Here is a 21,830-nt window from a genome sequence, read left to right as displayed (position 1 = left end):
AGGGGCGCGGGGAACTGCGCGACCGGCCACGGACAACCGGCACACGACCACGCATCCCACGCGAGGCGTGCTGCTATGTCCGCGAAGGACAACGACACACCTTCACCACTCCCTAACGGAGCATGCCCGCACCCCGCGCCGGGCCCTAGCCTGCGAAGAAAGCCAAGGAAGCGTCCAAAACCCCCGCGTCCGAAGACGCAGATCACCCAGGAGCCCTCATGACCGCGATTCCGCAGGAGCGCCGCATCGTCACCGCGATCCCCGGCCCCAAGTCGCAGGAGCTGCAGGCCCGCCGCCTCGCCGCGGTCGCCGCCGGCGTGGGCTCCACCCTGCCGGTCTTCACCGCGCGCGCGGGCGGCGGCATCATCGAGGACGTCGACGGCAACCGTCTGATCGACTTCGGTTCCGGCATCGCCGTGACCTCGGTCGGCGCCTCCGCCGAGGCCGTCGTACGCCGCGCCGCCGCGCAGCTCGCGGACTTCACCCACACCTGTTTCATGGTCACGCCGTACGAGGGTTACGTCGAGGTCGCCGAGGCCCTCGCCGAGCTCACCCCGGGCGACCACGCCAAGAAGTCCGCCCTGTTCAACAGCGGCGCCGAGGCCGTCGAGAACGCGGTCAAGATCGCCCGTGCGTACACCAAGCGCCAGGCCGTCGTCGTCTTCGACCACGGCTACCACGGCCGTACCAACCTGACGATGGCGCTGACCGCCAAGAACATGCCGTACAAGAACGGCTTCGGCCCGTTCGCGCCCGAGGTCTACCGCGTCCCGGTCGCCTACGGCTACCGCTGGCCGACCGGTCAGGACAACGCCGGTGCCGAGGCGTCCGCCCAGGCCATCGACATGATCAACAAGCAGATCGGCGCCGACAACGTCGCCGCGATCATCATCGAGCCGGTCCTCGGCGAGGGCGGCTTCATCGAGCCCGCCAAGGGCTTCCTGCCCGCGATCGCGCAGTTCGCCAAGGACAACGGGATCGTCTTCGTCGCCGACGAGATCCAGTCCGGCTTCTGCCGCACCGGCCAGTGGTTCGCCTGCGAGGACGAGGGCATCGTCCCGGACCTGATCACCACCGCCAAGGGCATCGCCGGCGGTCTGCCGCTCTCCGCCGTGACCGGCCGCGCCGAGATCATGGACGCCGCGCACGCGGGCGGCCTCGGCGGCACCTACGGCGGCAACCCGGTGGCCTGCGCCGGCGCCCTCGGTGCGATCGAGACCATGAAGGAGCTCGACCTCAACGGCAAGGCCAAGCGCATCGAGGAGGTCATGAAGGGCCGCCTGTCCGCCATGGCCGAGAAGTTCGACATCATCGGTGACATCCGCGGCCGCGGCGCCATGATCGCCATCGAGCTGGTCCAGGACCGCGCCACCAAGGAGCCGAACGCGGCCGCCGCCGGGGCGCTCGCCAAGGCCTGCCACGCGGAGGGCCTGCTTGTCCTGACCTGCGGCACCTACGGCAACGTGCTGCGCTTCCTGCCGCCGCTGGTGATCGGCGAGGACCTGCTGAACGAGGGCCTCGACATCATCGAGCAGGCCTTCGCCGCGCTCTGATCGCCGGGCCGGAGGTCCGGCCTGTGAAGAACGTGTGGGGGGCCGATGGCGGGATGGAGATCCGGCTGTCGGTCCCCCACCCACTGCCGTACGGTTTCTGCAGATGGGAGAAACACCTCGCCCGCAGGAGACTGCGGGCGGCTCCAGGGCGGCGCGTCCCCAGCCTCGTTCTGGTCGTGCCCTGGCGCACACCACCGGTGCTTCTGGCTCCGGAACTCCTCACCGATCGGATGGCCGTCCGCCCCACACCCCCCGGGGCGCACGGCACACCGGTCAAGCCGGCCGCCCCGGAACCTCCCCCCCTGTTCCGGGGCGGCCGGCTTTCCTCTTCACGGCCTCCGCCGCCCTCGCGGCGCTCTTCTCCCTCCTGACCTGGCAGGTCGTCGCCGACGGCCCACTGCGCCGGCTCGACGAGCGCGTCGGCGGCCACCTCGCGTGCCGGGGCCCTCAGGACGTGGCCCAGGTCCTGGCCGATCTCGGCTCGATGCCGGTCGCCCTGCCGGTGCTCGCGCTCGCCCTCGGGTACGCGGTGTGGCGCGGCGCCCGGCTGGACGCGCTGATCGCGGCCGTCTCGATGGCCCTGGTCCCCGCACTGGTCGTGCCGCTGAAGATCTGGACCGACCGCGCGGGCCCGCTCACCTCCGACTCCGGCTACTACCCGTCCGGCCACACGGCCACCGCGATGGTGGCGTACGGCGGCGCGGCCCTGCTGCTCGCCCCGTACACCGCCCCGCGCCGCGCATGGATGATGCCCGCCGCCGCGGGCGTGCTCACCGCGGCGACGGGCATCGGTCTGGTGCTGCACGGCTACCACTGGCCCCTGGACGTGCTGGCGAGCGGCTGCCTGTGCGGGCTGCTCCTGCTGCTCAGCTCCATGGGTATGCGTCGAAGTTCTTCGAGAACTCCCCGCCGCTGAACCGGTCCCAGTTGACGGACCAGGTCATCAGGCCGCGCAGCCCCGGCCGGCTCCCATGGGTCTGGTACGAGCCGCAGTTCGCCTTCTTGGTGAGGCAGTCCAGCGCCTTGGTGACCTCGGCGGGGGCGGTGTAGCCGTTGCCCGCGTTGGTGGACGCCGGGAGGCCGATGGCGACCTGGTCGGGGCGCAGGGCCGGGAACATCCGGCCGGTGTCGCCCGCCACCGGGAAGCCGGTGAGCAGCATGTCGGTCATGGCGATGTGGAAGTCCGCGCCGCCCATCGAGTGGTACTGGTTGTCGAGGCCCATGATCGGGCCCGAGTTGTAGTCCTGGACGTGCAGCAGGGTCAGATCGTCGCGCAGGGCGTGGATCACCGGCAGATAGGCGCCGCAGCGCGGGTCCTGACCGCCCCAGGGGCCGGATCCGTAGTACTGGTAGCCGAGCTGCACGAAGAACGTCTCCGGGGCCATCGACAGCACGAACTTCGCCCCGTACTTGGCCTTCAGCGTCTTCAGCGCCGATATGAGGTTCACGACGACCGGCGTGGTCGGGTTGCGGAAGTCCGTGTCGCCGGTGTTCAGCGAGAGCGAGTGGCCCTCGAAGTCGACGTCCAGGCCGTCGAGTCCGTACTCGTCGATGATCTTCGAGACCGATGAGACGAAGGTGTCGCGGGCGGCCGTGGTGGCGAGCTGGACCTGGCCGTTCTGGCCGCCGATGGAGATCAGTACCTTCTTGCCCGCGGCCTGCTTGGCCTTGATGGCGGCCTTGAAGTCGGCGGCGGACTCGACCCCCGGGCACTGGCTCACCGGGCAGAGGCTGAACCGGATGTCGCCCGAAGTCACGGACGTCGGCTCGCCGAAGGCCAGGTCGATGATGTCCCAGGAGTCGGGGACGTCCGCCATCCGGGTGTAGCCGGAGCCGTTGGCGAAGCTGGTGTGCAGATAGCCGACGAGGGCGTGGGTGGGCAGACCGCCGCCCGGGTTGCCTCCTCCGCCGCTCGTGGTGGAGGCGGTGACGGCGGCGGACTTCGCGGACTCGCCGGCCGTGTTGGTGGCGGTGACCTGGAAGGTGTACGCGGTGGAGGCGGCCAGGCCCGTCACGTCGGCCGAGGTCCCGCTCACCGAGAGGACTTCGGAGCCGCCCTGGTAGACGTTGTAGCCGGTGGCGCCGGAGGAGGCCGCCCAGTTGAGGGCGATGCTGGAGGAGGTCGCGGAGCCCGCGGTCAGGGCGGTGGGGGCGGCCGGGAGCTGGGCGGGCCCGCCGCCGGGGCCCAGCAGGCTCACGTCGTCGGCGTAGTAGGCGCCGGTGCCGTACCAGCCGTGTGTGTAGATCGTCACCGAGGTGGTGTTCGCGCCGGTCTTGAAGGTGGTGGTCAGCTGCTGCCAGGACGGGGCGGACTGGGTCCAGGTGCTGACGTCGGTGGTGCCGGTGCCGGAGGCGCCCAGATGGACGTAGCCGCCCTGCACCCACGAGCTCAGGGTGTACGTGGAGTCGGGTGTGACCGTGACGGTCTGGGAGCACTGGGCGTTGTCGCTCCCGGCCGGGGTTGCCTTGAGGGCCTTGGCGCCGCCGTGCACGGGCGAGGCGACCGCCGTACCGCTGCCCGCCGTACAGCTCCAGCCGTCGAGCGCGGCCTCGAAGCCGCCGTTGCTGACCAGTTCGGTGTCGGCGGCGGCGCGGGCGGTCTGCGCGGAGGCGACCAGGGCGCCCGCGGCGAGGACGGCCGCCGTGACGGCGGCGAGGAGTCTGGGGGGTCTGGAGGTTCTGGCAAGGCGTCCGGTGCGGTCCACAACGTCCTCCGGGCATGGGGGGATCGGATCCGGCAATGGCGGGGATGAGGCCGAGCCCGCCACAATGTGGTCCAGACCAATCGAGTTGTCAAGACCTCTGGCAGTAAGGCACTCAGTCCCGTCCCTCCCGCCCTTCCCCCGCGATCCTGGCCGCCGCCTCGTGCATCGCGAGTTCGAGCAGCGCCGGATCGGTGAGGGTGCCCGAGCCGTGGGGCGGGACCTGCCGGCGCACCCCGCCGCTGATCCGGCCCGGGTACGGGAGCACGATCCAGGTCCCGCGACCGGCCCCGCGCACCCCGGTGCCGAGCCGGCGCGCGGCCGTGCCGGGGGGCACGAAGAACCCCAGGCGCGCGTCGCCGAAGTCGGCGAGGACGGGGCCCGGCCGGGTCGACCAGCCGGAGCAGTACGTCGAGCGCGAGGTGCCCCAGTCCGCCCGGCAGGATCAGTACGTCCCAGCGCCTGCCGACGGGCAGGAGGGCGACCCCGAGGGGGTTGCGCTCCCACGCCCGCCGGCAGGCGTCGGGATCGGGCACCACCGACGCCAGCCATTCCACCGCTGTCCTCGGCCCCGAGCCATTCATCACCCGGTCTTCCTTCCGTGAGCGCGGACTTGCGTTCACGTGTGGAGAGCGGGGTGGGGCCCGGCTAGGACGCGGGTTTCGCTACCTGACGGTAGCGAACCGGGCCACGCCAAGATCGCCGTTGTTCGCCGGGCGCTCCGCGGGGGGCTTGGAGCTTCGGCTGCGGACCGTGCGTGGCTGGTCGCGCCCACGCGGCGGCGCCGCGTACCGCCACAGCCCCGCGCCCCCAGGGGGGTGGAGACATCCACCCCCCTGGGGGCTGGAGACATCCACTCAGCTGTCGAACCCCAGCCCCGCCCTGTCCATCGCCTTCAGCCACAGATTGCGGCGCCCGCCGTTCGCGTCGGCCCGGGCCAGCGCCCACTTGGTGATGCCGATCCCCGCCCAGGCGACCGGCTCCGGGGGGAACGGCAGCGGCTTCTTGCGGACCATCTCCAGCTCCGTACGCTCGGTGCGCTCCCCCGCCAGCAGGTCGAGCATCACGTCCGCGCCGAAGCGGGTCGCGCCGACGCCGAGGCCGGTGTACCCGGCGGCGTACGCGACCTTGCCGCCGTGGGCCGTGCCGAAGAACGCCGAGAACCGCGAGCAGGTGTCGATCGCCCCGCCCCAGGCATGGCTGAAACGCAACCCCTCCAGCTGCGGGAAGCAGCGGAAGAAGTGCTCGGCCAGCTTGAGATAGGTGGCGGGCCTGTCGTCGTACTCGGCCCGCACCTTCCCGCCGTACTTGTAGATCGCGTCGTAGCCGCCCCACAGGATGCGGTGGTCGGCGGTGATCCGGAAGTAGTGGAACTGGTTGGCCGAGTCACCGAGCCCCTGCCGGTTCTTCCAGCCGATCGCGGCCAGTTGCCCCGCGCTCAGCGGCTCGGTCATCAGCGCGTAGTCGTAGACCGGGACGGTGTACGCGCGCACGCGCTTGACCAGGGACGGGAACACATTGGTGCCGAGCGCGACCCGGCGGGCGCGGATCCGCCCGTACGGGGTGCGCACCGCCATACCCGGCCCGGCCGCGACCAGATCGAGGCCGGGGGTGTGTTCGTAGATCCGTACGCCGAGTTCCAGACAGGCGCGCTTGAGGCCCCAGGCGAGCTTGGCGGGGTGCAGCATCGCCACACCGCGCCGGTCCCAGAGCCCGCCGAGGAAGGTCGGCGAGTCGACCTCGGCCCGCATCGCGTCCCCGTCGAGCAGTTCGAGGCCCTCGAAGCCGAGCCCCACCGCCTCCTCGTGCATCTCGTGCAGTTCGTCGAGCTGGTGCGGCTCGGTGGCCACGTCGATCTCGCCGGTGCGCTCGAAGTCGCAGTCCAGGGAGTAGCGGGCGACGGCCGCCTCGATGGCGTCGAGGTTCCGCGCGCCCAGCTTCTCCAGGCGGGGCAGCTCGTCCGGCCAGCGGGCGAGGCCGTTGCCCAGGCCGTGGGTGAGGGAGGCGGCGCAGAAGCCGCCGTTGCGGCCCGAGGCCGCCCAGCCGATCTCCTTGCCCTCGATGAGCACGACATCGCGTCCGGGGTCGCGCTCCTTGGCCAGGAGCGCGGTCCACAGTCCGCTGTAGCCGCCGCCGACGACGAGCAGATCGCACCGCTCGTCGCCCGCGAGGGCGGGGTGGGCGCCGGGCCTGCCCGGGTCCTCCAGCCAGAAGGGGACGGGCTGGGCGTCCGTCAGTGAATGGGCTGCCGCACTGCGCATGGCTCGGGTGACGGCCATGACTTCCAACTCCCTCAAAGGGTTCGGTCGGTTACTGCTCAGGCTTTCGCACTGTTGCCGCGCCGGTTCGCGACGAGCTGGCCGGCGACGACCACCACTACGGCGATGACGAACATGGCCGTACCGATGACGTTGATCTGCACGGGCGTGCCGCGCTGTGCCGAACCCCAGACGAACATGGGGAACGTCACGGTGGAGCCCGCGTTGAAGTTGGTGATGATGAAGTCGTCGAAGGAGAGCGCGAAGGCGAGCAGCGCGCCCGCGACGATTCCGGGGGCGGCGATCGGCAGGGTGACCCGGACGAACGTCTGGACCGGCCCCGCGTACAGATCGCGCGCGGCCTCCTCCAGCCTCGGGTCCATCGACATCACCCGCGCCTTGACCGCCGTCACCACGAAGCTCAGACAGAACATGATGTGGGCGATGAGGATGGTCCAGAAGCCGAGCTGCGCGCCCAGGTTGAGGAAGAGCGTCAGCAGCGAGGCGGCCATGACGACCTCGGGCATCGCCATCGGCAGGAAGATCAGCGAGTTGATCGCGCCGCGCGCCCGGAACCGGTAGCGGACCAGCGCGAAGGCGATCATCGTGCCGAGCACGGTCGCGCCGACCGTCGCCCAGGTGGCGATCTGGAGCGAGAGCGAGAGCGAGCCGCACATGTCGGCGACGCCGCACGGGTCCTGCCAGGCGTCGGTGGAGAACCGCGTCCACGAGTAGTTGAAGCGCCCGTTCGGCTTGTTGAACGAGAACACCATCACGACGACGTTCGGCAGGATCAGGTACGCGAGGGTCGCGAGCCCCGCGATGGCGATCACATTGCGTCGGAGCCAGCGCATCAGACCAGGTCCTCCGTCCCGGCTCGGCGGATGTAGACGGTGACCATGACCAGGACGATCGCCATCAGGATGAACGACAGGGCGGCGGCCGTCGGATAGTCGAGGACCCGCAGGAACTGCGACTGGATCACGTTGCCGACCATCTTCTGGTCGGTGGAGCCGAGCAGTTCGGCGTTGACGTAGTCGCCGCTCGCCGGGATGAAGGTGAGCAGCGTGCCCGAGACGACGCCCGGCATGGAAAGCGGGAAGGTCACCTTGCGGAACGTGGTCGCCGGGGTCGCGTACAGATCACCGGCGGCCTCGTGCAGCCGCGGGTCGATCCGCTCCAGGGACGTGTAGAGCGGCAGGATCATGAACGGCAAGAAGTTGTACGTGAGGCCGCAGACCACCGCCATCGGCGTGGCCAGGACGCGGTTGCCCTCGGTCCACCCCAGCCAGCTCGTCACGTCGAGCACGTGCAGCGAGTTGAGCGCGTGCACCACCGGGCCGCCGTCCGCGAGGATCGTCTTCCAGGCGAGGGTGCGGATCAGGAAGCTGGTGAAGAACGGCGCGATGACGAGCACCAGGATCAGATTGCGCCAGCGTCCCGCCTTGAAGGCGATCAGATACGCCAGCGGATAGCCGAGCAGCAGGCAGAGCAGCGTCGCGGTCCCCGCGTACAGCAGCGAGCGCACGAACTGCGGGTAGTACTCCTTGAAGGCGTCCCAGTAGGTCTGGAAGTGCCAGGTGACCTGGAAGCCCTTCTCCAGGGAGCCGGTCTGCACCGAGGTGGAGGCCTGGTAGACCATCGGCAGCGCGAAGAAGACGACCAGCCACAGGAGGCCGGGCACCAGCAGCCAGTAGGGCACGAGGCGCTTGCGCACCGACGCCTTGCGCACGGGGAGGTCGGCGGCCGGGGGCGCCTCGGTCAGGGCGCTCACGCGGCGTCCTCGACCTTCTCCACGCCCGCGTCGATCGCCTGCGCCGCGTCGAGGCCGAAGGTGTGCGCCGGGTTCCAGTGCAGGACGACCTCGGCGCCGGGCACCAGACGGGTGTCGCGCTCGATGTTCTGCTCGTACACCGCCAGCCCCCGGCCCGCCGGGGAGTCGATGACGTACTGCGTGGAGACGCCGATGAACGACGAGTCGATGATGCGTCCGGGAACCCGGTTGCGGCCTTCCGCTATCGAGCCCTCCTCGTCCTTGTGGGCGAGGGAGATCTTCTCCGGGCGCACGCCCACGAGGATCTTCCCGCCGCCGGTGGCCGGCGCCGAACATCGCCCGCCGGGCAGCCGCAGCCTGCTCCCGCCTGCGGTGACCAGGACGTCGTCGCCGCTCTTCTCGACGACCTCGGCCTCGATGAGGTTGGAGGTGCCGAGGAAGTTCGCCACGAACGTGGTCTTCGGGTTCTCGTAGAGGTCGGCGGGGGCGCCGAGCTGTTCGACGCGGCCGCCGTTCATCACCGCGACCGTGTCGGCCATGGTCATGGCCTCCTCCTGGTCGTGGGTGACGTGGATGAAGGTGATGCCGACCTCGGTCTGGATGCGCTTGAGCTCCAGCTGCATCTGGCGGCGCAGCTTGAGGTCGAGGGCGCCGAGCGGCTCGTCGAGGAGCAGCACCTGCGGGTGGTTGATGAGAGCGCGGGCGACCGCCACGCGCTGCTGCTGGCCGCCGGAGAGCTGGTGCGGCTTGCGCCTGGCGAAGTCGCCGAGCTGGACGAGCTCCAGCATGTCGTCGACCTGCTTCTTCACCGACTTGATGCCCCGGCGGCGCAGCCCGAAGGCGACGTTCTCGGTGACGTCGAGGTGCGGGAAGAGCGCGTACGACTGGAAGACGGTGTTCACCGGCCGCTTGTAGGGCGGCAGATCGGTGACGTCCTTGTCGCCGAGGAAGACGGTCCCGGTGGTGGGCTCCTCCAGTCCGGCGATCATGCGCAGCGTGGTGGTCTTACCGCACCCGGAGGCGCCGAGGAGGGCGAAGAACGAGCCCTGCGGGACGGTCAGTTCGAGCGGATGGACGGCGGTGAAGGAGCCGTACGTCTTGCTGATCCCGGTGAGGCGGACGTCGCCGCCGTCGTTCTTGTCGTCAGTCATGGGTTGCGATCCCAGGGGTGGAGAGGGACGAGGGGAGAGTGGGGAGCGGGGGTCCCCCCTGCTCTTCAAGAGCTTGGGGGAGGGTCAGGCGCCGATGAGCTTGGCGAACTTCTCCTCGTACTTGGTCTCCTCCTCGCTGCTGAGCGAGCGGAAGGAGTGCGCCTTGGCGGCCATGGCCTTGTCGGGCAGGATCAGCGTGTTCTCGGCCAGCTTGGGGTCGATCCTGGTGAGCTCGTCGCGCACGCCGTCGACCGGGCACACGTAGTTGATGTACGCGGCGAGCTGGGCCGCGACCGTCGGCTCGTAGTAGTAGTCGATCAGCCGCTCGGCGTTGGACTGGTGCCGGGCCTTCGCCGGGATCAGCAGATTGTCGCTGGAGAGCATGTATCCGGCGGCGGGGATCGCGTACTTGATGTCGGGGTTGTCGGACTGGAGCTGGGTGACGTCCCCGCCCCACGCCACGCACGCGGCGAGGTCGCCCTTGTCCAGGTCACCCGTGTAGTCGTTGCCGGTGAAGCGCCGGATCTGCTTCTTGTCGACGCCCTTCTGGAGCCGCCCGATCGCCGCGTCGTAGTCGGCGTCGGTGAACTTCGCCGGGTCCTTGCCCATGTCGAGCAGGGTCATCCCGACGGTGTCGCGCATCTCGGTGAGGAAGCCCACCCGCCCCTTGAGCGAGGGGTCGTCGAGCAGCTGGGTGACCGAGTCGACGGTCCGCCCGCCGGTCGCCTTGGAGTTGTAGGCGATGACGGCCGGGATGCCGGTCCAGGGGTACGAGTAGGCCCGGCCCGGGTCCCAGTCGGGGGTGCGGAAGGGCGCGGAGAGGTTGGCGAAGGCGTGCGGCAGGTTGGAGGCGTTGAGCTTCTGCGCCCAGCCGAACCGGATGAGCCGCCCGGCCAGCCAGTCGGTGACGACGATGACGTCCCGGCCGATGTCCTGACCGGCCGCGAGCTGCGGCTTGATCTTGCCGAAGAACTCGACGTTGTCGTTGATGTCCTCGGTGTACTTGACCTGGATACCGGTCCGCCTGGTGAACGCGTCCAGCGTCGGCCGGTGCTTCTTGTCGTCGCTGACGTCCATGTACTCGGTCCAGTTGGAGAAGTTGATCACCTTCTCCTTGGCCGAGTGGTCGGTCGACGCGGGGGCCTGGCCGTCCGCCTTCTTGGCGGCCGGGATACCGCACCCGGTGAGCCCGGCGAGGCCGCCGACGGCAAGTGCGCCGAAGCCCGTGGCCCGCATCAGCGAACGGCGGGTCAGGGCGCCCCGGCCGCTGGTCAGGCTGCGCTGTATGGCGGCCAGTTGGGCCCCGGACAGGCGGTCCGGCTCGTACTGCTCCATGCGCTGTGTGCCCTTTCGGGTGGAGGTGGCGGCCGCTGGTCGGACGGCCGCCACGCGGCGGCGCCGCTGATCGGATGCTTTATCGGTCCCCGAAGATCGTGCGGTGCCAGTCCTTCGCGGCGACCGCCGTGTTGTCGTACATCACATGCTTGACCTGCGTGTACTCCTCGAAGGAGTAAGCCGACATGTCCTTTCCGTAGCCGCTCGCCTTGTAGCCGCCGTGCGGCATCTCGCTGATGATCGGAATGTGGTCGTTGACCCAGACGCACCCGGCCTTGATCTCCCGGGTGGCGCGGCCCGCCCGGTAGACGTCCCGGCTCCAGGCGGAGGCGGCGAGACCGTACGGGGTGTCGTTGGCGAGCCGGATGCCCTCGTCGTCGGAGTCGAAGGGAAGGACGGTGAGCACCGGCCCGAAGATCTCGGACTGGACGACTTCACTGTCCTGCGGGGCACCGGCGATGAGCGTGGGCAGATAGAAGGCACCCTCGCTCTTCGGGGCCGCGCCGCCGGTGACGATCCGGGCGTAGGAGCGGGCGCGGTCGACGAAGCCGGCGACCCGGTCGCGGTGGACGTGGCTGATCAGCGGGCCGAGGTCGGTGGCCGGGTCGAACGGGTCCCCGACCCGGACGGTCGCCATCAGGTCCGCGACCCCGGCGACGAACGCCTCGTAGAGCGGACGCTGTACGTACGCGCGCGTGGCGGCGGTGCAGTCCTGGCCGGAGTTGATGAGCGAGGCGGCGACCGCGCCGTGGACGGCGGCTTCGAGGTCGGCGTCGTCGAAGACGACGAAGGGCGCCTTGCCGCCGAGCTCCAGATGGGTCCGCTTGACGGTCGCGGTGGCGATCTCCGCGACGCGCTTGCCGACGGCGGTGGACCCGGTGAAGGAGGTCATGACGACATCGGGGTGCCCGACGAGGTGCTCCCCGGCATCGCGCCCGGCGCCCGAGACGATGTTGACAACCCCGTCGGGAATCCCGGCGGCACTGGCGGCCTCGGCGAAGAGCAGCGAGGTGAATGGGGTGATCTCGGCGGGCTTGAGGACGATGGTGTTGCCGGCCGCGATCGCCGGGAGCACCTTCCAGGCGGCCATCTGGAGCGGATAGTTCCAGGGCGCGATGGAGCCGACGACCCCGATGGCCTCGCGGCGGACGTACGAGGTGTGGTCGCCCGAGTACTCCCCGGCGGACTGCCCCTGGAGGTGGCGGGCGGCCCCGGCGAAGAACGCGGTGTTGTCGACGGTCCCCGGGACGTCGAACTCCCGGCTGAGCTTGATCGGCTTGCCGCACTGGAGCGACTCGGCCTGCGCGAACTCCTCCGCGCGGTCGGCGAGGACGGCGGCGAAGCGGTGCAGGGCGTCGGAGCGCTCGGCGGGGGTGGCGCCGGCCCAGCCCGGGAAGGCGTCCTTGGCGGCGGCGACGGCGGCGTCCACGTCTCCCGTGCCGGCCAGCTCATAGGTGTGGACGACGTGGCCGGTGGCCGGGTCGACGACATCCTGCTTGCGCCCGGAGGTGCCGGGGGCGAACCGCCCGCCGATGTACTGGGCGCCGCCTTCGAAACGGTCCTGCGCCGGGAAGCGACTGCTGTTGCTGTTGCCCATCTCGCTCACGGTCTCCGTAGCTCCAGCTCGATTTGAGTGCCGATCCTGACAGAGCGGCATCCGACCAACAAGTGATTCCGTTGTTGCCTTTTGGTTACGCGACGGAATCTGTCGACCATGTGTCGGGTCAGGCTGTAAATACCCGTACGGAGTGTCAGTGGCGGATGCCAGACTCGCGTGTATGGAGAAGATCGACAATTTGATCGCGCAGGTCAAGGATGGGAAAAGGGTCAAGTTCCTGCACTTCTGGGGCCACACGCCCCGGCGCGACGGGACGCTCGGCCCGAGCTGTTTCAGCCAGTGGTGGCCGTCGCCGTTCGAGGTGGACGGCGTGGCGTACGCGACGGCCGAGCACTGGATGATGGCGGCCAAGGCGCGCCTGTTCGGCGACGCGGAGGCGGAGCGCGCCGCGCTCACCGCGACGAGCCCGGCGGCGGCGAAGAAGGCGGGCCGCCTGGTCCGCGACTTCGACGACGAGGTGTGGAAGCGGGAGCGGTACGGGATCGTGCTGGCGGGCAGCCTCCACAAGTTCGGCCAGTCCCCCGAGCTGAAGGCCTACCTCCTGTCCACGGGCAACCGGGTCCTGGTGGAGGCCAGCCCCCTGGACCGCATCTGGGGCATAGGCCTGCCGGCGGACGCGCCTGAGGCGGAGGACCCGTCGAAGTGGCGGGGGGAGAATTTGCTGGGGTTTGCGTTGATGGAGGCGCGGGGGAGGTTGGGGGGCGCGGGCGCGTAGGGCGCGCGGCGGGGGTGGGGTGTGCGGTGTGGGGTTCACCTGCGGGCCGGTGGGGGCGGGTGCCGGTTCGGGTCCACCCGCGCCGGGCCTGGGGCCGGGTCGCACAGTCCCGGTTCGGCTTCGCCCCGGACCCCATTCGCCTGCGGGCCGGTGGGGGCTGGTCGCGCAGTTCCCCGCGCCCCTTGAGGCAGAACGGGGCCCGGGCAAATTCAGCCCCTCCGGCGTTTCACGAGCCGGGGGGCAGGGAGCGAAGTTCCCGCCCCTTCAGGGGCGCGGGGAACTGCGCGACCAGCCACAGGCGCCCTGCAGACGAAGGGGGTCCGGGGCGAAGCCCCGAAGCGGGTTGCAGGGGTCGCAGGCCCGCGAGGGGTCGCAGAGACGCAACCCGCCAGGGGGGGGGCAGAGGCGCAGCCCGCCAGGGGGTGGCAGGGTCGCAGCTCCGCCCGGGGTGCAGGGGCACAGGCCCCGCCAGGGGGGTCCGGGGGCGTAGCCCCGCCCGGGGTCCGGGGGCTCAGCCCCGCCCGGGGTCCGGGGGCTCAGCCCCGCCCGGGGTCCGGGGGCTCAGCCCCGCCCGGGGTCCGGGGGCTCAGCCCCCGGGAAACGAGCCTCCACCCCCACCCACCCCCGGAGGGTTTAGGGAAGGGGCGGGGTGGGGCCCCCACCCCTCACGACCAGCGACGTCGCGAACGGGTCGTCGTACCTCGACGAGTCGTCCGAGTCATCGTCATTCGTGACCGCCCAGATCATCAGCCCGAGGAACACCCCGCTGACCACGATCCCGACCGCCCCCAGGATGATCCCGGCCAGCGCCTGCCCCCCGTTCGTGGCCTGCCCCCGCTTCGCCCGCCCCCGCCCGAGGAACCCGAAGATCAGCGCGAGGATGCCCAGGATGATCCCGAGGCCCCACATGCAGAACAGCACGACGGAGACGATGCCGAGGACCAGCGCGGTGGTGCCGAAGCCGTTGAGCGGGGCGCCCATGCCGGTCCAGCCGGGGTGCCCATAGCCGTAGGACGCGTAGTCGGGATAACCGGGGTACGCGGGGTAGCCGTAGCTGCCCGGGACCGCCTGGCCGGGACCGCCCGGCGCGGTCGGGGGCGGCGGTACCGGCCCACCCCACCCGGGCCCACCCACCGGACCAGGACCAGCACCAGGACCAGACCCCGGCTCCGCCGCGTCCGCCCCGGCCGCCGGCAGAGATGTCACCGTCGGCTGGTCATGCACCGGCTGCCCCGGCTGCCCCGGCTGCCCCGGCCGCACCGGCTTCTCCAGCGGAACCTTCCGCTCCGGCGGTGCCCACGGGTCCACGGGCTCGGCGCCCCCGGACGGCTGATCGCGGTTGTCTGACATGGGCCTCCCCCATCGTGGTTCCGACATGCTAAAGCTCCCACCCTCGGCAGGATCCGCGGGATCCGCCCGGCCTAACATGATCCCCGAAGAGCGAAGCCGACAGCCTGCGGAGGAAACCATGACCGACCTGCACCCGTTCATCGCGGGCCTGCCCAAGGCGGAGCTCCATGTGCACCACGTCGGCTCGGCCTCCCCCCGTATCGTCGCCGAACTGGCCGCCCGCCACCCCGACTCGAAGGTCCCCACCGACCCCGAGGCCCTCGCGGACTACTTCACGTTCACCGACTTCGCGCACTTCATCGACGTCTACCTCTCCGTCGTCGACCTGATCCGCACCCCGGAAGATGTGCGGCTTCTCACGTACGAGGTCGCCCGTGACATGGCCCGGCAGAACATCCGGTACGCCGAGCTGACCATCACCCCCTTCTCCTCCACCCGCCGCGGCATCGACGAGCGTGCCTTCATGGACGCGATCGAGGACGCCCGCAAGGCGGCCGAGAAGGAGCTCGGCACGGTGCTGCGCTGGTGCTTCGACATCCCGGGCGAGGCCGGTCTGGAGGCGGCCGCCGAGACGACCCGGCTCGCCACCGCCGACGGCATCCGCCCCGAGGGCCTGGTCTCGTTCGGCCTCGGCGGCCCCGAGATCGGCGTACCGCGCCCGCAGTTCAAGCCGTACTTCGACCGGGCGATCGCCGCCGGACTGCACTCGGTGCCGCACTCGGGCGAGTCCACCGGCCCGCAGTCGATCTGGGACGCCCTGCGCGACCTGCGCGCCGAGCGCATCGGCCACGGCACCAGCGCCACCCAGGACCCGGACCTCCTCAGGCACCTCGCCGACCAGCGGATCGCCCTGGAGGTCTGCCCGACGTCCAACCTGGCGACCCGCGTCGTCGCCGACATCGACCGGCACCCGATAAGGGAGATGGTGCAGGCGGGCGTGCTCGTCACCGTGAACAGCGACGACCCGCCGATGTTCGGCAGCGACCTCAACAACGAGTACGCGGTCGCCGCCCGCCTCCTGGAGCTGGACGAGCGCGGCGTGGCCGGCCTCGCCAAGAACGCGGTCGAGGCGTCCTTCCTCGACGAGGCGGGCAAGACGAGGCTCGCGGCCGAGATCGACGACTACACCACCAAGTGGCTGGCGCCGTAACGCCCGACGACAATGGGCCCGTGCGCACCGTGACTGCCGTGGCCCACCGCGGCGACCCGTACCGCGTCCGCGAGAACACGCTCCCGTCGATCCACTCGGCGCTGGAGCGTGGCGCGGACGCGGTCGAGATCGATGTACGGCTCACCCGCGACGGCGTCCCCGTACTGCTCCACGACGACACGCTGGAGCGGCTGTGGGGCCACGACCGCCCGCTGTCCTCCCTCGTGTACGAGGACGTGCGCGAGCTGACCCGCTCCGGCGTCCCGACCCTGCGCGCGGCCCTGACGGCGGCGGGGGCCCACCGGGTGATGATCGATCTGCCCGGTGCCACGGAGGCGGCGGTGCGCGCGGTCGTGGGCATGGTGCGGGAGTGCGGGGCGGGCGACCGCGTGTACTACTGCGCGGGCGCCGCCACCATGCTGAAGGTCCGCGCCGCCGACCCGTCCGCCGAGATCGCCCTGACGTGGACGACATCGGCCCCGCCGCGCCCCGAGCTGATCGCGGCGGTGAAGCCGCGCTGGCTCAACCACCGCTTCGGACTGATGAGTCCGGAGCTGGCCGCGCGGATCCACCGCGACGGGATGCTCGTGTCCGTGTGGACGGCGGACACCAGGCGGACCATGCGGCGGCTGATCGGGCAGGGCGTGGACGCGGTCACCACGAACCGGGTGGACGCGCTGCGCGCGGTCCTGGCGGAGCGTACGGATGGGACGGTGGCCGACTGACCTCCGGCCCGCCCGCCCGCCGCCGACTCACGCCCGCGCCGGTGCACCTACCGCGACCGGCGCCGTCAGCGCCTCCAGCTCCTTGATCTTCCGGCGTACGACGTACAGCGGGATCACCCCGAACACGCCGAACGACATGTCGATCACCGACCACCAGAAGGGGATCCCGCGCACCGGCCCGCAGATCAGCGCCAGCGGGATGATCCCGGCGCAGGCGATCATCCCGAACTCGATCACCCAGATGTTGCGCACCGGATCGCGGTAGGGCCCGTAGAAGGCGACGGCGATCACGAGGTGCGCGAACGCCAGCCAGTCCGTTCCGTAGAGGACGAAGGGGTACTCCGCGTCCGTCGCGTCGAGCCCTTCGCGCACCCTGTCGATCCAGCCCGCAAGGCCCGGGAACCAGTCCCCCGCCGGTGTGGAACGCACCAGGCTCTGTGTCCAGTGCAGTTCGTGCACCAGCGGGAACGCGGTCAGTCCGCTCAGTACGAGGCCGACGATGAAGACGACAAGCCACAGGCGTATGCGCCGCACGAGGACAGCTCTTCGCTCGCTCATGACCGCAGCCTACGCCGCGGTTTGAACGTGTTCAAACCCGGTCCCGACCCTCTACAGCCCCACGATGGCGTTCCACCTCCTCGCGAACTCCACCCGCTCCTGCGACGTGATGTCCCGGGCGATCGCGAGCCGTTGGCGCATCTCGGCGTCCGGGAAGACCAGCGGGTCCTCGGCGAGCTCCGCGCGGTCCTTGTCCTTGGAGGCCGCGAGGACCTCGCGGGCGGCCGGGACCGGGCAGACGTAGTTGACCCAGACCGCCAGCTCCGCCGCCACGTGCGGGTCGTAGTAGTAGTCGATCAGCGCTTCCGCGTTGGCCTTGTGGCGGGCCAGGTTGGGGATCATCATCGACTCGGCCCACAGCTCGGCGCCCTCCTCGGGCACCACGAACTCGATGTCGGGGTTGTCCGCCTGGAGCTGGATCACATCGCCCGAGTACGCCTGGCAGGCGAGCACGTCGCCGGTGGAGAGGTCCTTGATGTAGTCGTTGCCGGTGAAGCGGCGTATCTGCTTCTTGTGCACCTGCTTCTCGACCCGGTCGCACATCCGGTGGAAGTCGTCGGCCGTCCACCGCGTCACATCGACGCCGTCGCCCTGCATCAGCAGCGCGAACGACTCGTCGAGCCCGGACAGCAGCGTCACCTTGCCCGCCAGGCGCGGGTCCCACAGGTCACCGGTGTGCTTGAGCTCGCGGCCGAGCTTCTTCCTGTTGTACGCGATGCCCGTGATCCCGGACTGCCAGGGCACGCTGTGCAGCCGCCCCTCGTCGAAGGCGGGCGAGGTCAGCTGCGGATCCAGGTACTTGGCCACGCCGGGCTGGCGGGAGCGGTCCATCTCCTGCACCCAGCCGAGCCGGACGAACCGGGCCGCCATCCAGTCGCTGACGACGACGATGTCCCGGCCGGTCGCCTGATGGTTCATCAGGGCCGGGCTGATCTTCCCGAAGAACTCGTCGTTGTCGTTGATCTCCTCGGTGTAGGTGACGGAGATCCCGGTGGCCTTGGTGAACGCCGCGAGGGTGGGCCGCTTCGACTTGTCGTCCTCGTCGGTGTCGATGTACAGCGGCCAGTTGGCGAAGGTGAGCCGGTGGTCTTCGGCCGAGCGGTCGCGCGCCGCGCGCTCGCCGGGTCCGACGTACGCCGCGGGCACTCCGCAGCCCGCCAGCGCGGTGGCCAGGGCGCCACCGCCGAGCGCGCGCAGCAGTTGGCGGCGGGACAGGGGGTTCATGGAGGTCGCTCGCACCCCGGAAGGATGCCGGGGCGCGGCCGTACGGGGCAATGGACGCTGCGTACAGCCGTACGCGGCAGGCCCGACACCCTGTCGACCGTAACGGCCCCTGCACACACGTGTGGTGCGGCACCCCGTCCGGTGCCGCACCACAAGTCCGGGCCGTGCCGGGGCAATCAGCCCTCGTACGACGTCATCACGTGCTTGATGCGGGTGTAGTCCTCGAAGCCGTACGCCGAGAGGTCCTTGCCGTAGCCGGACTTCTTGAAGCCGCCGTGCGGCATCTCCGCGACGAGCGGGATGTGCGTGTTGATCCAGACGCAGCCGAAGTCCAGGTACTTGGACATGCGCATCGCGCGGGCGTGGTCCTTCGTCCAGACCGAGGAGGCCAGGGCGTACTCGACGCCGTTGGCGTATTCGAGGGCCTGCTTCTCGTCGGTGAAGGACTGGACCGTGATGACCGGGCCGAAGACCTCGTTCTGGATGATCTCGTCGTCCTGCTTGAGGCCGGAGACGACGGTCGGGGCGTAGAAGTAGCCCTTGTCGCCGACCCGGTGGCCGCCCGCCTCGACCTTGGCGTGCGCCGGGAGGCGGTCGATGAAGCCGGTGACCTGCCTCAGCTGGTTGGCGTTGTTCAGCGGGCCGTACAGCACGTCCTCGTCGTCCGGCTGGCCGGTCCTGGTGTCGGCGGCGGCCTTGGCGAGCGCGGTGACGAACTCGTCGTGGATGGACTCGTGGACCAGGACGCGCGTCGCGGCCGTACAGTCCTGGCCCGCGTTGAAGTAGCCCGCCACCGCGATGTCCTCGACGGCCTTGGCGATGTCGGCGTCCTCGAAGACGACGACGGGGGCCTTGCCACCGAGCTCCAGGTGGACGCGCTTGACGTCCTTGGCCGCCGACTCCGCGACCTGCATGCCGGCCCGTACGGACCCGGTGATGGAGGCCATCGCGGGCACCGGGTGCTCGACCATCGCACGGCCGGTGTCGCGGTCGCCGCAGATGACGTTGAAGACGCCCTTGGGGACGATCGCGCCGATGATCTCGGCGATCAGGACGGTGGAGGCGGGGGTGGTGTCCGAGGGCTTGAGGACGACCGTGTTGCCCGCGGCGAGGGCCGGTGCGAACTTCCACACGGCCATCATCATCGGGTAGTTCCACGGCGCGACCTGCGCGCAGACACCCACCGGCTCGCGGCGGACGATCGAGGTCATGCCCTCCATGTACTCGCCGGCCGAGCGGCCTTCGAGCAGCCGGGCGGCGCCCGCGAAGAAGCGGATCTGGTCCACCATCGGCGGGATCTCTTCGCTGGCGGTGAGCGCGAGCGGCTTGCCGGTGTTCTCCGACTCGGCCGCGATCAGCTCCTCGGCGCGCTCCTCGAAGGCGTCCGCGATCTTCAGCAGGACCCGCTGGCGCTCGGCCGGGGTGGTGTCGCGCCAGGCCGGGAAGGCCACGGCGGCCGCGGTCATGGCGGCGTCGACGTCCGCCTGGCCGGAGAGCGGCGAGGTGGCGTACGCCTCGCCCGTGGCCGGGTTGACCACCTCGATGGTCCGCCCGTCGGCAGCATCGCGGAACTCTCCGTCGATGTAGTTGCGCAAACGACGCAGTTCGGTGGTCACTTCGCTGGCCTCCCGGTCCGATGTCCGATGGGTGAGACAACCCACCCTAGTCGGTCCAGTGTCGCTTTCGACAGACCCGCCGCCCGGCAACTTCGGATTCAGTGCTTCTGAGGTCACGGAACAACGAATTTCATCGCTTTGGGGTTGCGGGACAGACGAGTCGGGTGCACAGTGGCTCCGTGGCCAGTCGAAGCGCAGACCCCAGGACCGGGAACGGATCGTCCCCGTCGATCGATGCCGTGTCCCTGGCGATCATCGAGCAGCTCCAGGAAGACGGGCGCCGTCCGTACGCCGCGATCGGCAAGGCCGTGGGCCTGTCCGAGGCGGCCGTGCGCCAGCGCGTGCAGAAGCTGCTCGACCAGGGCGTGATGCAGATCGTCGCCGTCACCGACCCCCTCACCGTGGGGTTCCGGCGCCAGGCGATGGTCGGCATCAATGTCGAGGGAGACCTCGACCCCGTCGCCGAGGCGCTGACGGCCATGGCCGAGTGCGAGTACGTGGTGATGACCGCGGGCTCCTTCGACCTGATGGTGGAGGTCGTCTGCGAGGACGACGACCACCTGCTGGACGTCATCAACAAGCGGATCCGCGCCCTCCCCGGCGTGCGCTCCACCGAGAGCTTCGTCTACCTCAAGTTGAAGAAGCAGACCTATATGTGGGGAACCCGATAGCCGTGAGCAAGGACCTGAGCCAGACCGCCTACGACCACCTGTGGATGCACTTCACCCGCATGTCGTCGTACGAGAACGCGCCCGTTCCCACCATCGTGCGGGGCGAGGGCACCTACATCTACGACGACAAGGGCAAGAAGTACCTCGACGGTCTCTCCGGCCTGTTCGTCGTCAACGCCGGCCACGGCCGCCACGAGCTCGCCGAGACCGCCTACAAGCAGGCGCAGGAGCTGGCCTTCTTCCCGGTGTGGTCCTACGCCCACCCCAAGGCGGTGGAGCTGGCGGAACGTCTCGCCAACTACGCCCCGGGCGACCTCAACAAGGTCTTCTTCACCACCGGCGGCGGCGAGGCCGTCGAGACCGCCTGGAAGCTGGCGAAGCAGTACCACAAGCTCACCGGCAACCACACGAAGTACAAGGTCATCTCGCGCGCGGTCGCCTACCACGGCACCCCGCAGGGCGCCCTGTCGATCACCGGTCTGCCCGCGCTGAAGGCGCCCTTCGAGCCGCTGGTCCCCGGCGCGCACAAGGTGCCGAACACCAACATCTACCGCGCCTCGATCCACGCCGACGACCCGGTGGCCTTCGGCCGCTGGGCCGCCGACCAGATCGAGCAGGAGATCCTCTTCGAGGGCCCCGAGACGGTCGCGGCGGTCTTCCTTGAGCCCGTCCAGAACGCGGGCGGCTGCTTCCCGCCCCCGCCCGGCTACTTCCAGCGGGTCCGCGAGATCTGCGACAAGTACGACGTGCTGCTCGTCTCCGACGAGGTCATCTGCGCCTTCGGCCGCCTGGGCACGATGTTCGCGTGCGACAAGTTCGACTACGTACCGGACATGATCACCTGCGCCAAGGGCATGACCTCGGGCTACTCCCCGATCGGCGCCTGCATCATCTCCGACAGGCTCGCGGAGCCGTTCTACAAGGGCGACAACACCTTCCTGCACGGCTACACCTTCGGCGGCCACCCGGTCTCCGCGGCCGTGGGCCTGGCCAACCTCGACATCTTCGAGCGCGAGGGCCTCAACCAGCACGTGCTCGACAACGAGGGCGCCTTCTTCGACACCCTCAAGAAGCTCCACGACCTGCCGATAGTCGGCGACGTCCGCGGCAACGGCTTCTTCTACGGCATCGAGCTGGTGAAGGACAAGGCCACCAAGGAGACCTTCACCGACGAGGAGACCGAGCGCGTCCTGTACGGCTTCCTCTCCAAGGCGCTGTACGACAACGGCCTGTACTGCCGCGCCGACGACCGGGGCGACCCGGTGGTCCAGCTGGCCCCGCCGCTGATCTCCAACCAGGAGACCTTCGACGAGATCGAGGGCATCCTGCGCCAGGTCCTGACGGAGGCCTGGACGAAGCTCTAGCCGTCCCCCGGATCGTCCCCGCGATTCGTCTGAACGCACCGGCCCGGTGGCGCCCATCCGAGTGAC

General features: G+C 70.2%; 18 protein-coding genes and 1 pseudogene. 7 read left to right on the top strand and 12 right to left on the bottom strand.

Annotated features, from left to right (window positions below):
- Positions 1-218: 218 nt before the first annotated feature.
- Positions 219-1,553: a 4-aminobutyrate--2-oxoglutarate transaminase gene (gene gabT, locus ACFWA7_RS29665; protein ID WP_385544058.1), complete on the top strand. Its 1,335-nt coding sequence runs from the start codon at positions 219-221 to the stop codon at positions 1,551-1,553.
- Positions 1,554-1,656: 103 nt separating this feature from the next.
- The gene (locus ACFWA7_RS29660) at positions 1,657-2,469 is read left to right on the top strand and encodes a phosphatase PAP2 family protein (RefSeq protein ID WP_385826132.1); all 813 of its coding nucleotides are present in this window, start codon (positions 1,657-1,659) and stop codon (positions 2,467-2,469) included.
- Here the strand turns inward: ACFWA7_RS29660 and ACFWA7_RS29655 are convergent.
- From ACFWA7_RS29655 to ACFWA7_RS29620, 8 genes and pseudogenes are all read right to left on the bottom strand, one after another.
- A complete protein-coding gene (locus ACFWA7_RS29655; protein ID WP_385826130.1) occupies positions 2,420-4,258 on the bottom strand; it encodes a chitinase in 1,839 nt (612 codons plus the stop codon). The two genes, ACFWA7_RS29660 and ACFWA7_RS29655, sit on opposite strands and share 50 nt — an antisense overlap.
- A gap of 112 nt (positions 4,259-4,370) precedes the next feature.
- A pseudogene (locus tag ACFWA7_RS29650) lies at positions 4,371-4,839 on the bottom strand (hypothetical protein).
- 273 nt (positions 4,840-5,112) lie between these two features.
- Complete coding sequence (locus ACFWA7_RS29645; RefSeq protein ID WP_385544049.1) at positions 5,113-6,534, bottom strand: NAD(P)/FAD-dependent oxidoreductase; 1,422 nt, start codon at positions 6,532-6,534, stop codon at positions 5,113-5,115.
- 38 nt (positions 6,535-6,572) lie between these two features.
- Positions 6,573-7,367: an ABC transporter permease gene (locus tag ACFWA7_RS29640; RefSeq protein ID WP_385544046.1), complete on the bottom strand. Its 795-nt coding sequence runs from the start codon at positions 7,365-7,367 to the stop codon at positions 6,573-6,575.
- The gene (locus ACFWA7_RS29635; protein WP_385544043.1) at positions 7,367-8,287 is read right to left on the bottom strand and encodes an ABC transporter permease; all 921 of its coding nucleotides are present in this window, start codon (positions 8,285-8,287) and stop codon (positions 7,367-7,369) included. The genes ACFWA7_RS29640 and ACFWA7_RS29635 overlap by 1 nt, the downstream gene beginning before the upstream one ends.
- A complete protein-coding gene (locus ACFWA7_RS29630) occupies positions 8,284-9,438 on the bottom strand; it encodes an ABC transporter ATP-binding protein (protein ID WP_385544039.1) in 1,155 nt (384 codons plus the stop codon). Before ACFWA7_RS29630 ends, ACFWA7_RS29635 begins: the two co-directional genes overlap by 4 nt.
- 84 nt (positions 9,439-9,522) lie before the next feature.
- Positions 9,523-10,773: a spermidine/putrescine ABC transporter substrate-binding protein gene (locus tag ACFWA7_RS29625; RefSeq protein WP_385544036.1), complete on the bottom strand. Its 1,251-nt coding sequence runs from the start codon at positions 10,771-10,773 to the stop codon at positions 9,523-9,525.
- Positions 10,774-10,852: 79 nt separating this feature from the next.
- Entirely contained in the window at positions 10,853-12,370 is a 1,518-nt protein-coding gene (locus tag ACFWA7_RS29620) for a gamma-aminobutyraldehyde dehydrogenase (RefSeq protein WP_385544085.1), read from the bottom strand.
- A gap of 181 nt (positions 12,371-12,551) precedes the next feature.
- Here ACFWA7_RS29620 and ACFWA7_RS29615 point away from each other — a divergent pair, with 181 nt between their 5' ends.
- Positions 12,552-13,106 carry an NADAR family protein gene (locus ACFWA7_RS29615; protein WP_385826128.1) on the top strand — a complete coding sequence of 185 codons (555 nt, stop codon included), beginning with the start codon at positions 12,552-12,554 and terminating at the stop codon, positions 13,104-13,106.
- Between the two features lie 633 nt (positions 13,107-13,739).
- On the opposite strand, the gene ACFWA7_RS29610 is transcribed toward ACFWA7_RS29615, so the two are convergent.
- Positions 13,740-14,456 carry a DUF4190 domain-containing protein gene (locus tag ACFWA7_RS29610; RefSeq protein WP_385826126.1) on the bottom strand — a complete coding sequence of 239 codons (717 nt, stop codon included), beginning with the start codon at positions 14,454-14,456 and terminating at the stop codon, positions 13,740-13,742.
- Positions 14,457-14,574: 118 nt separating this feature from the next.
- Between ACFWA7_RS29610 and ACFWA7_RS29605 the strand changes: the two genes are divergently transcribed.
- Positions 14,575-15,606 carry an adenosine deaminase gene (locus ACFWA7_RS29605; RefSeq protein ID WP_385826124.1) on the top strand — a complete coding sequence of 344 codons (1,032 nt, stop codon included), beginning with the start codon at positions 14,575-14,577 and terminating at the stop codon, positions 15,604-15,606.
- Positions 15,607-15,626: 20 nt separating this feature from the next.
- Positions 15,627-16,331, top strand: a complete 705-nt coding sequence (locus ACFWA7_RS29600; RefSeq protein WP_385544025.1) for a glycerophosphodiester phosphodiesterase — start codon at positions 15,627-15,629, stop codon at positions 16,329-16,331.
- Positions 16,332-16,358: 27 nt separating this feature from the next.
- Here ACFWA7_RS29600 and ACFWA7_RS29595 read toward each other — a convergent pair whose 3' ends face one another.
- The 3 genes from ACFWA7_RS29595 to ACFWA7_RS29585 form a co-directional block, all read right to left on the bottom strand.
- Positions 16,359-16,889 (bottom strand): hypothetical protein, encoded by a 531-nt coding sequence (locus ACFWA7_RS29595; RefSeq protein ID WP_385544023.1) that lies wholly within the window; start codon positions 16,887-16,889, stop codon positions 16,359-16,361.
- Positions 16,890-16,940: 51 nt separating this feature from the next.
- Positions 16,941-18,104: a PotD/PotF family extracellular solute-binding protein gene (locus ACFWA7_RS29590; protein ID WP_385826140.1), complete on the bottom strand. Its 1,164-nt coding sequence runs from the start codon at positions 18,102-18,104 to the stop codon at positions 16,941-16,943.
- Between the two features lie 185 nt (positions 18,105-18,289).
- Positions 18,290-19,729, bottom strand: coding sequence for a gamma-aminobutyraldehyde dehydrogenase (locus ACFWA7_RS29585; RefSeq protein WP_385544020.1), 1,440 nt, complete (start codon positions 19,727-19,729; stop codon positions 18,290-18,292).
- Between the two features lie 179 nt (positions 19,730-19,908).
- Between ACFWA7_RS29585 and ACFWA7_RS29580 the strand changes: the two genes are divergently transcribed.
- Together ACFWA7_RS29580 and ACFWA7_RS29575 are read left to right on the top strand one after the other, a co-directional pair.
- Positions 19,909-20,400: an Lrp/AsnC family transcriptional regulator gene (locus ACFWA7_RS29580; protein ID WP_190091075.1), complete on the top strand. Its 492-nt coding sequence runs from the start codon at positions 19,909-19,911 to the stop codon at positions 20,398-20,400.
- Positions 20,385-21,764, top strand: a complete 1,380-nt coding sequence (locus ACFWA7_RS29575) for an aspartate aminotransferase family protein (RefSeq protein WP_385544015.1) — start codon at positions 20,385-20,387, stop codon at positions 21,762-21,764. Before ACFWA7_RS29580 ends, ACFWA7_RS29575 begins: the two co-directional genes overlap by 16 nt.
- The last annotated feature ends 66 nt before the right edge of the window (positions 21,765-21,830 follow it).

The organism is Streptomyces sp. NPDC059994 (assembly GCF_042737755.1).
Classification (GTDB): domain Bacteria; phylum Actinomycetota; class Actinomycetes; order Streptomycetales; family Streptomycetaceae; genus Streptomyces.
Note: the sequence above shows the minus strand (reverse complement) of the source record. Positions and strands in the feature narration are given on the sequence as shown.

Excerpts from the sequence above, each read along its gene's own strand:
- ACFWA7_RS29615 (WP_385826128.1), top strand. The coding sequence starts at position 12,552 with ATGGAGAAGATCGACAATTTGATCGCGCAGGTCAAGGATGGGAAAAGG.
- ACFWA7_RS29630 (WP_385544039.1), bottom strand. The coding sequence starts at position 9,438 with ATGACTGACGACAAGAACGACGGCGGCGACGTCCGCCTCACCGGGATC.
- gabT (WP_385544058.1), top strand. The coding sequence starts at position 219 with ATGACCGCGATTCCGCAGGAGCGCCGCATCGTCACCGCGATCCCCGGC.
- ACFWA7_RS29645 (WP_385544049.1), bottom strand. The coding sequence starts at position 6,534 with ATGGCCGTCACCCGAGCCATGCGCAGTGCGGCAGCCCATTCACTGACG.
- ACFWA7_RS29625 (WP_385544036.1), bottom strand. The coding sequence starts at position 10,773 with ATGGAGCAGTACGAGCCGGACCGCCTGTCCGGGGCCCAACTGGCCGCC.
- ACFWA7_RS29620 (WP_385544085.1), bottom strand. The coding sequence starts at position 12,370 with ATGGGCAACAGCAACAGCAGTCGCTTCCCGGCGCAGGACCGTTTCGAA.
- ACFWA7_RS29660 (WP_385826132.1), top strand. The coding sequence starts at position 1,657 with ATGGGAGAAACACCTCGCCCGCAGGAGACTGCGGGCGGCTCCAGGGCG.
- ACFWA7_RS29595 (WP_385544023.1), bottom strand. The coding sequence starts at position 16,889 with ATGAGCGAGCGAAGAGCTGTCCTCGTGCGGCGCATACGCCTGTGGCTT.
- ACFWA7_RS29640 (WP_385544046.1), bottom strand. The coding sequence starts at position 7,367 with ATGCGCTGGCTCCGACGCAATGTGATCGCCATCGCGGGGCTCGCGACC.
- ACFWA7_RS29605 (WP_385826124.1), top strand. The coding sequence starts at position 14,575 with ATGACCGACCTGCACCCGTTCATCGCGGGCCTGCCCAAGGCGGAGCTC.
- ACFWA7_RS29610 (WP_385826126.1), bottom strand. The coding sequence starts at position 14,456 with ATGTCAGACAACCGCGATCAGCCGTCCGGGGGCGCCGAGCCCGTGGAC.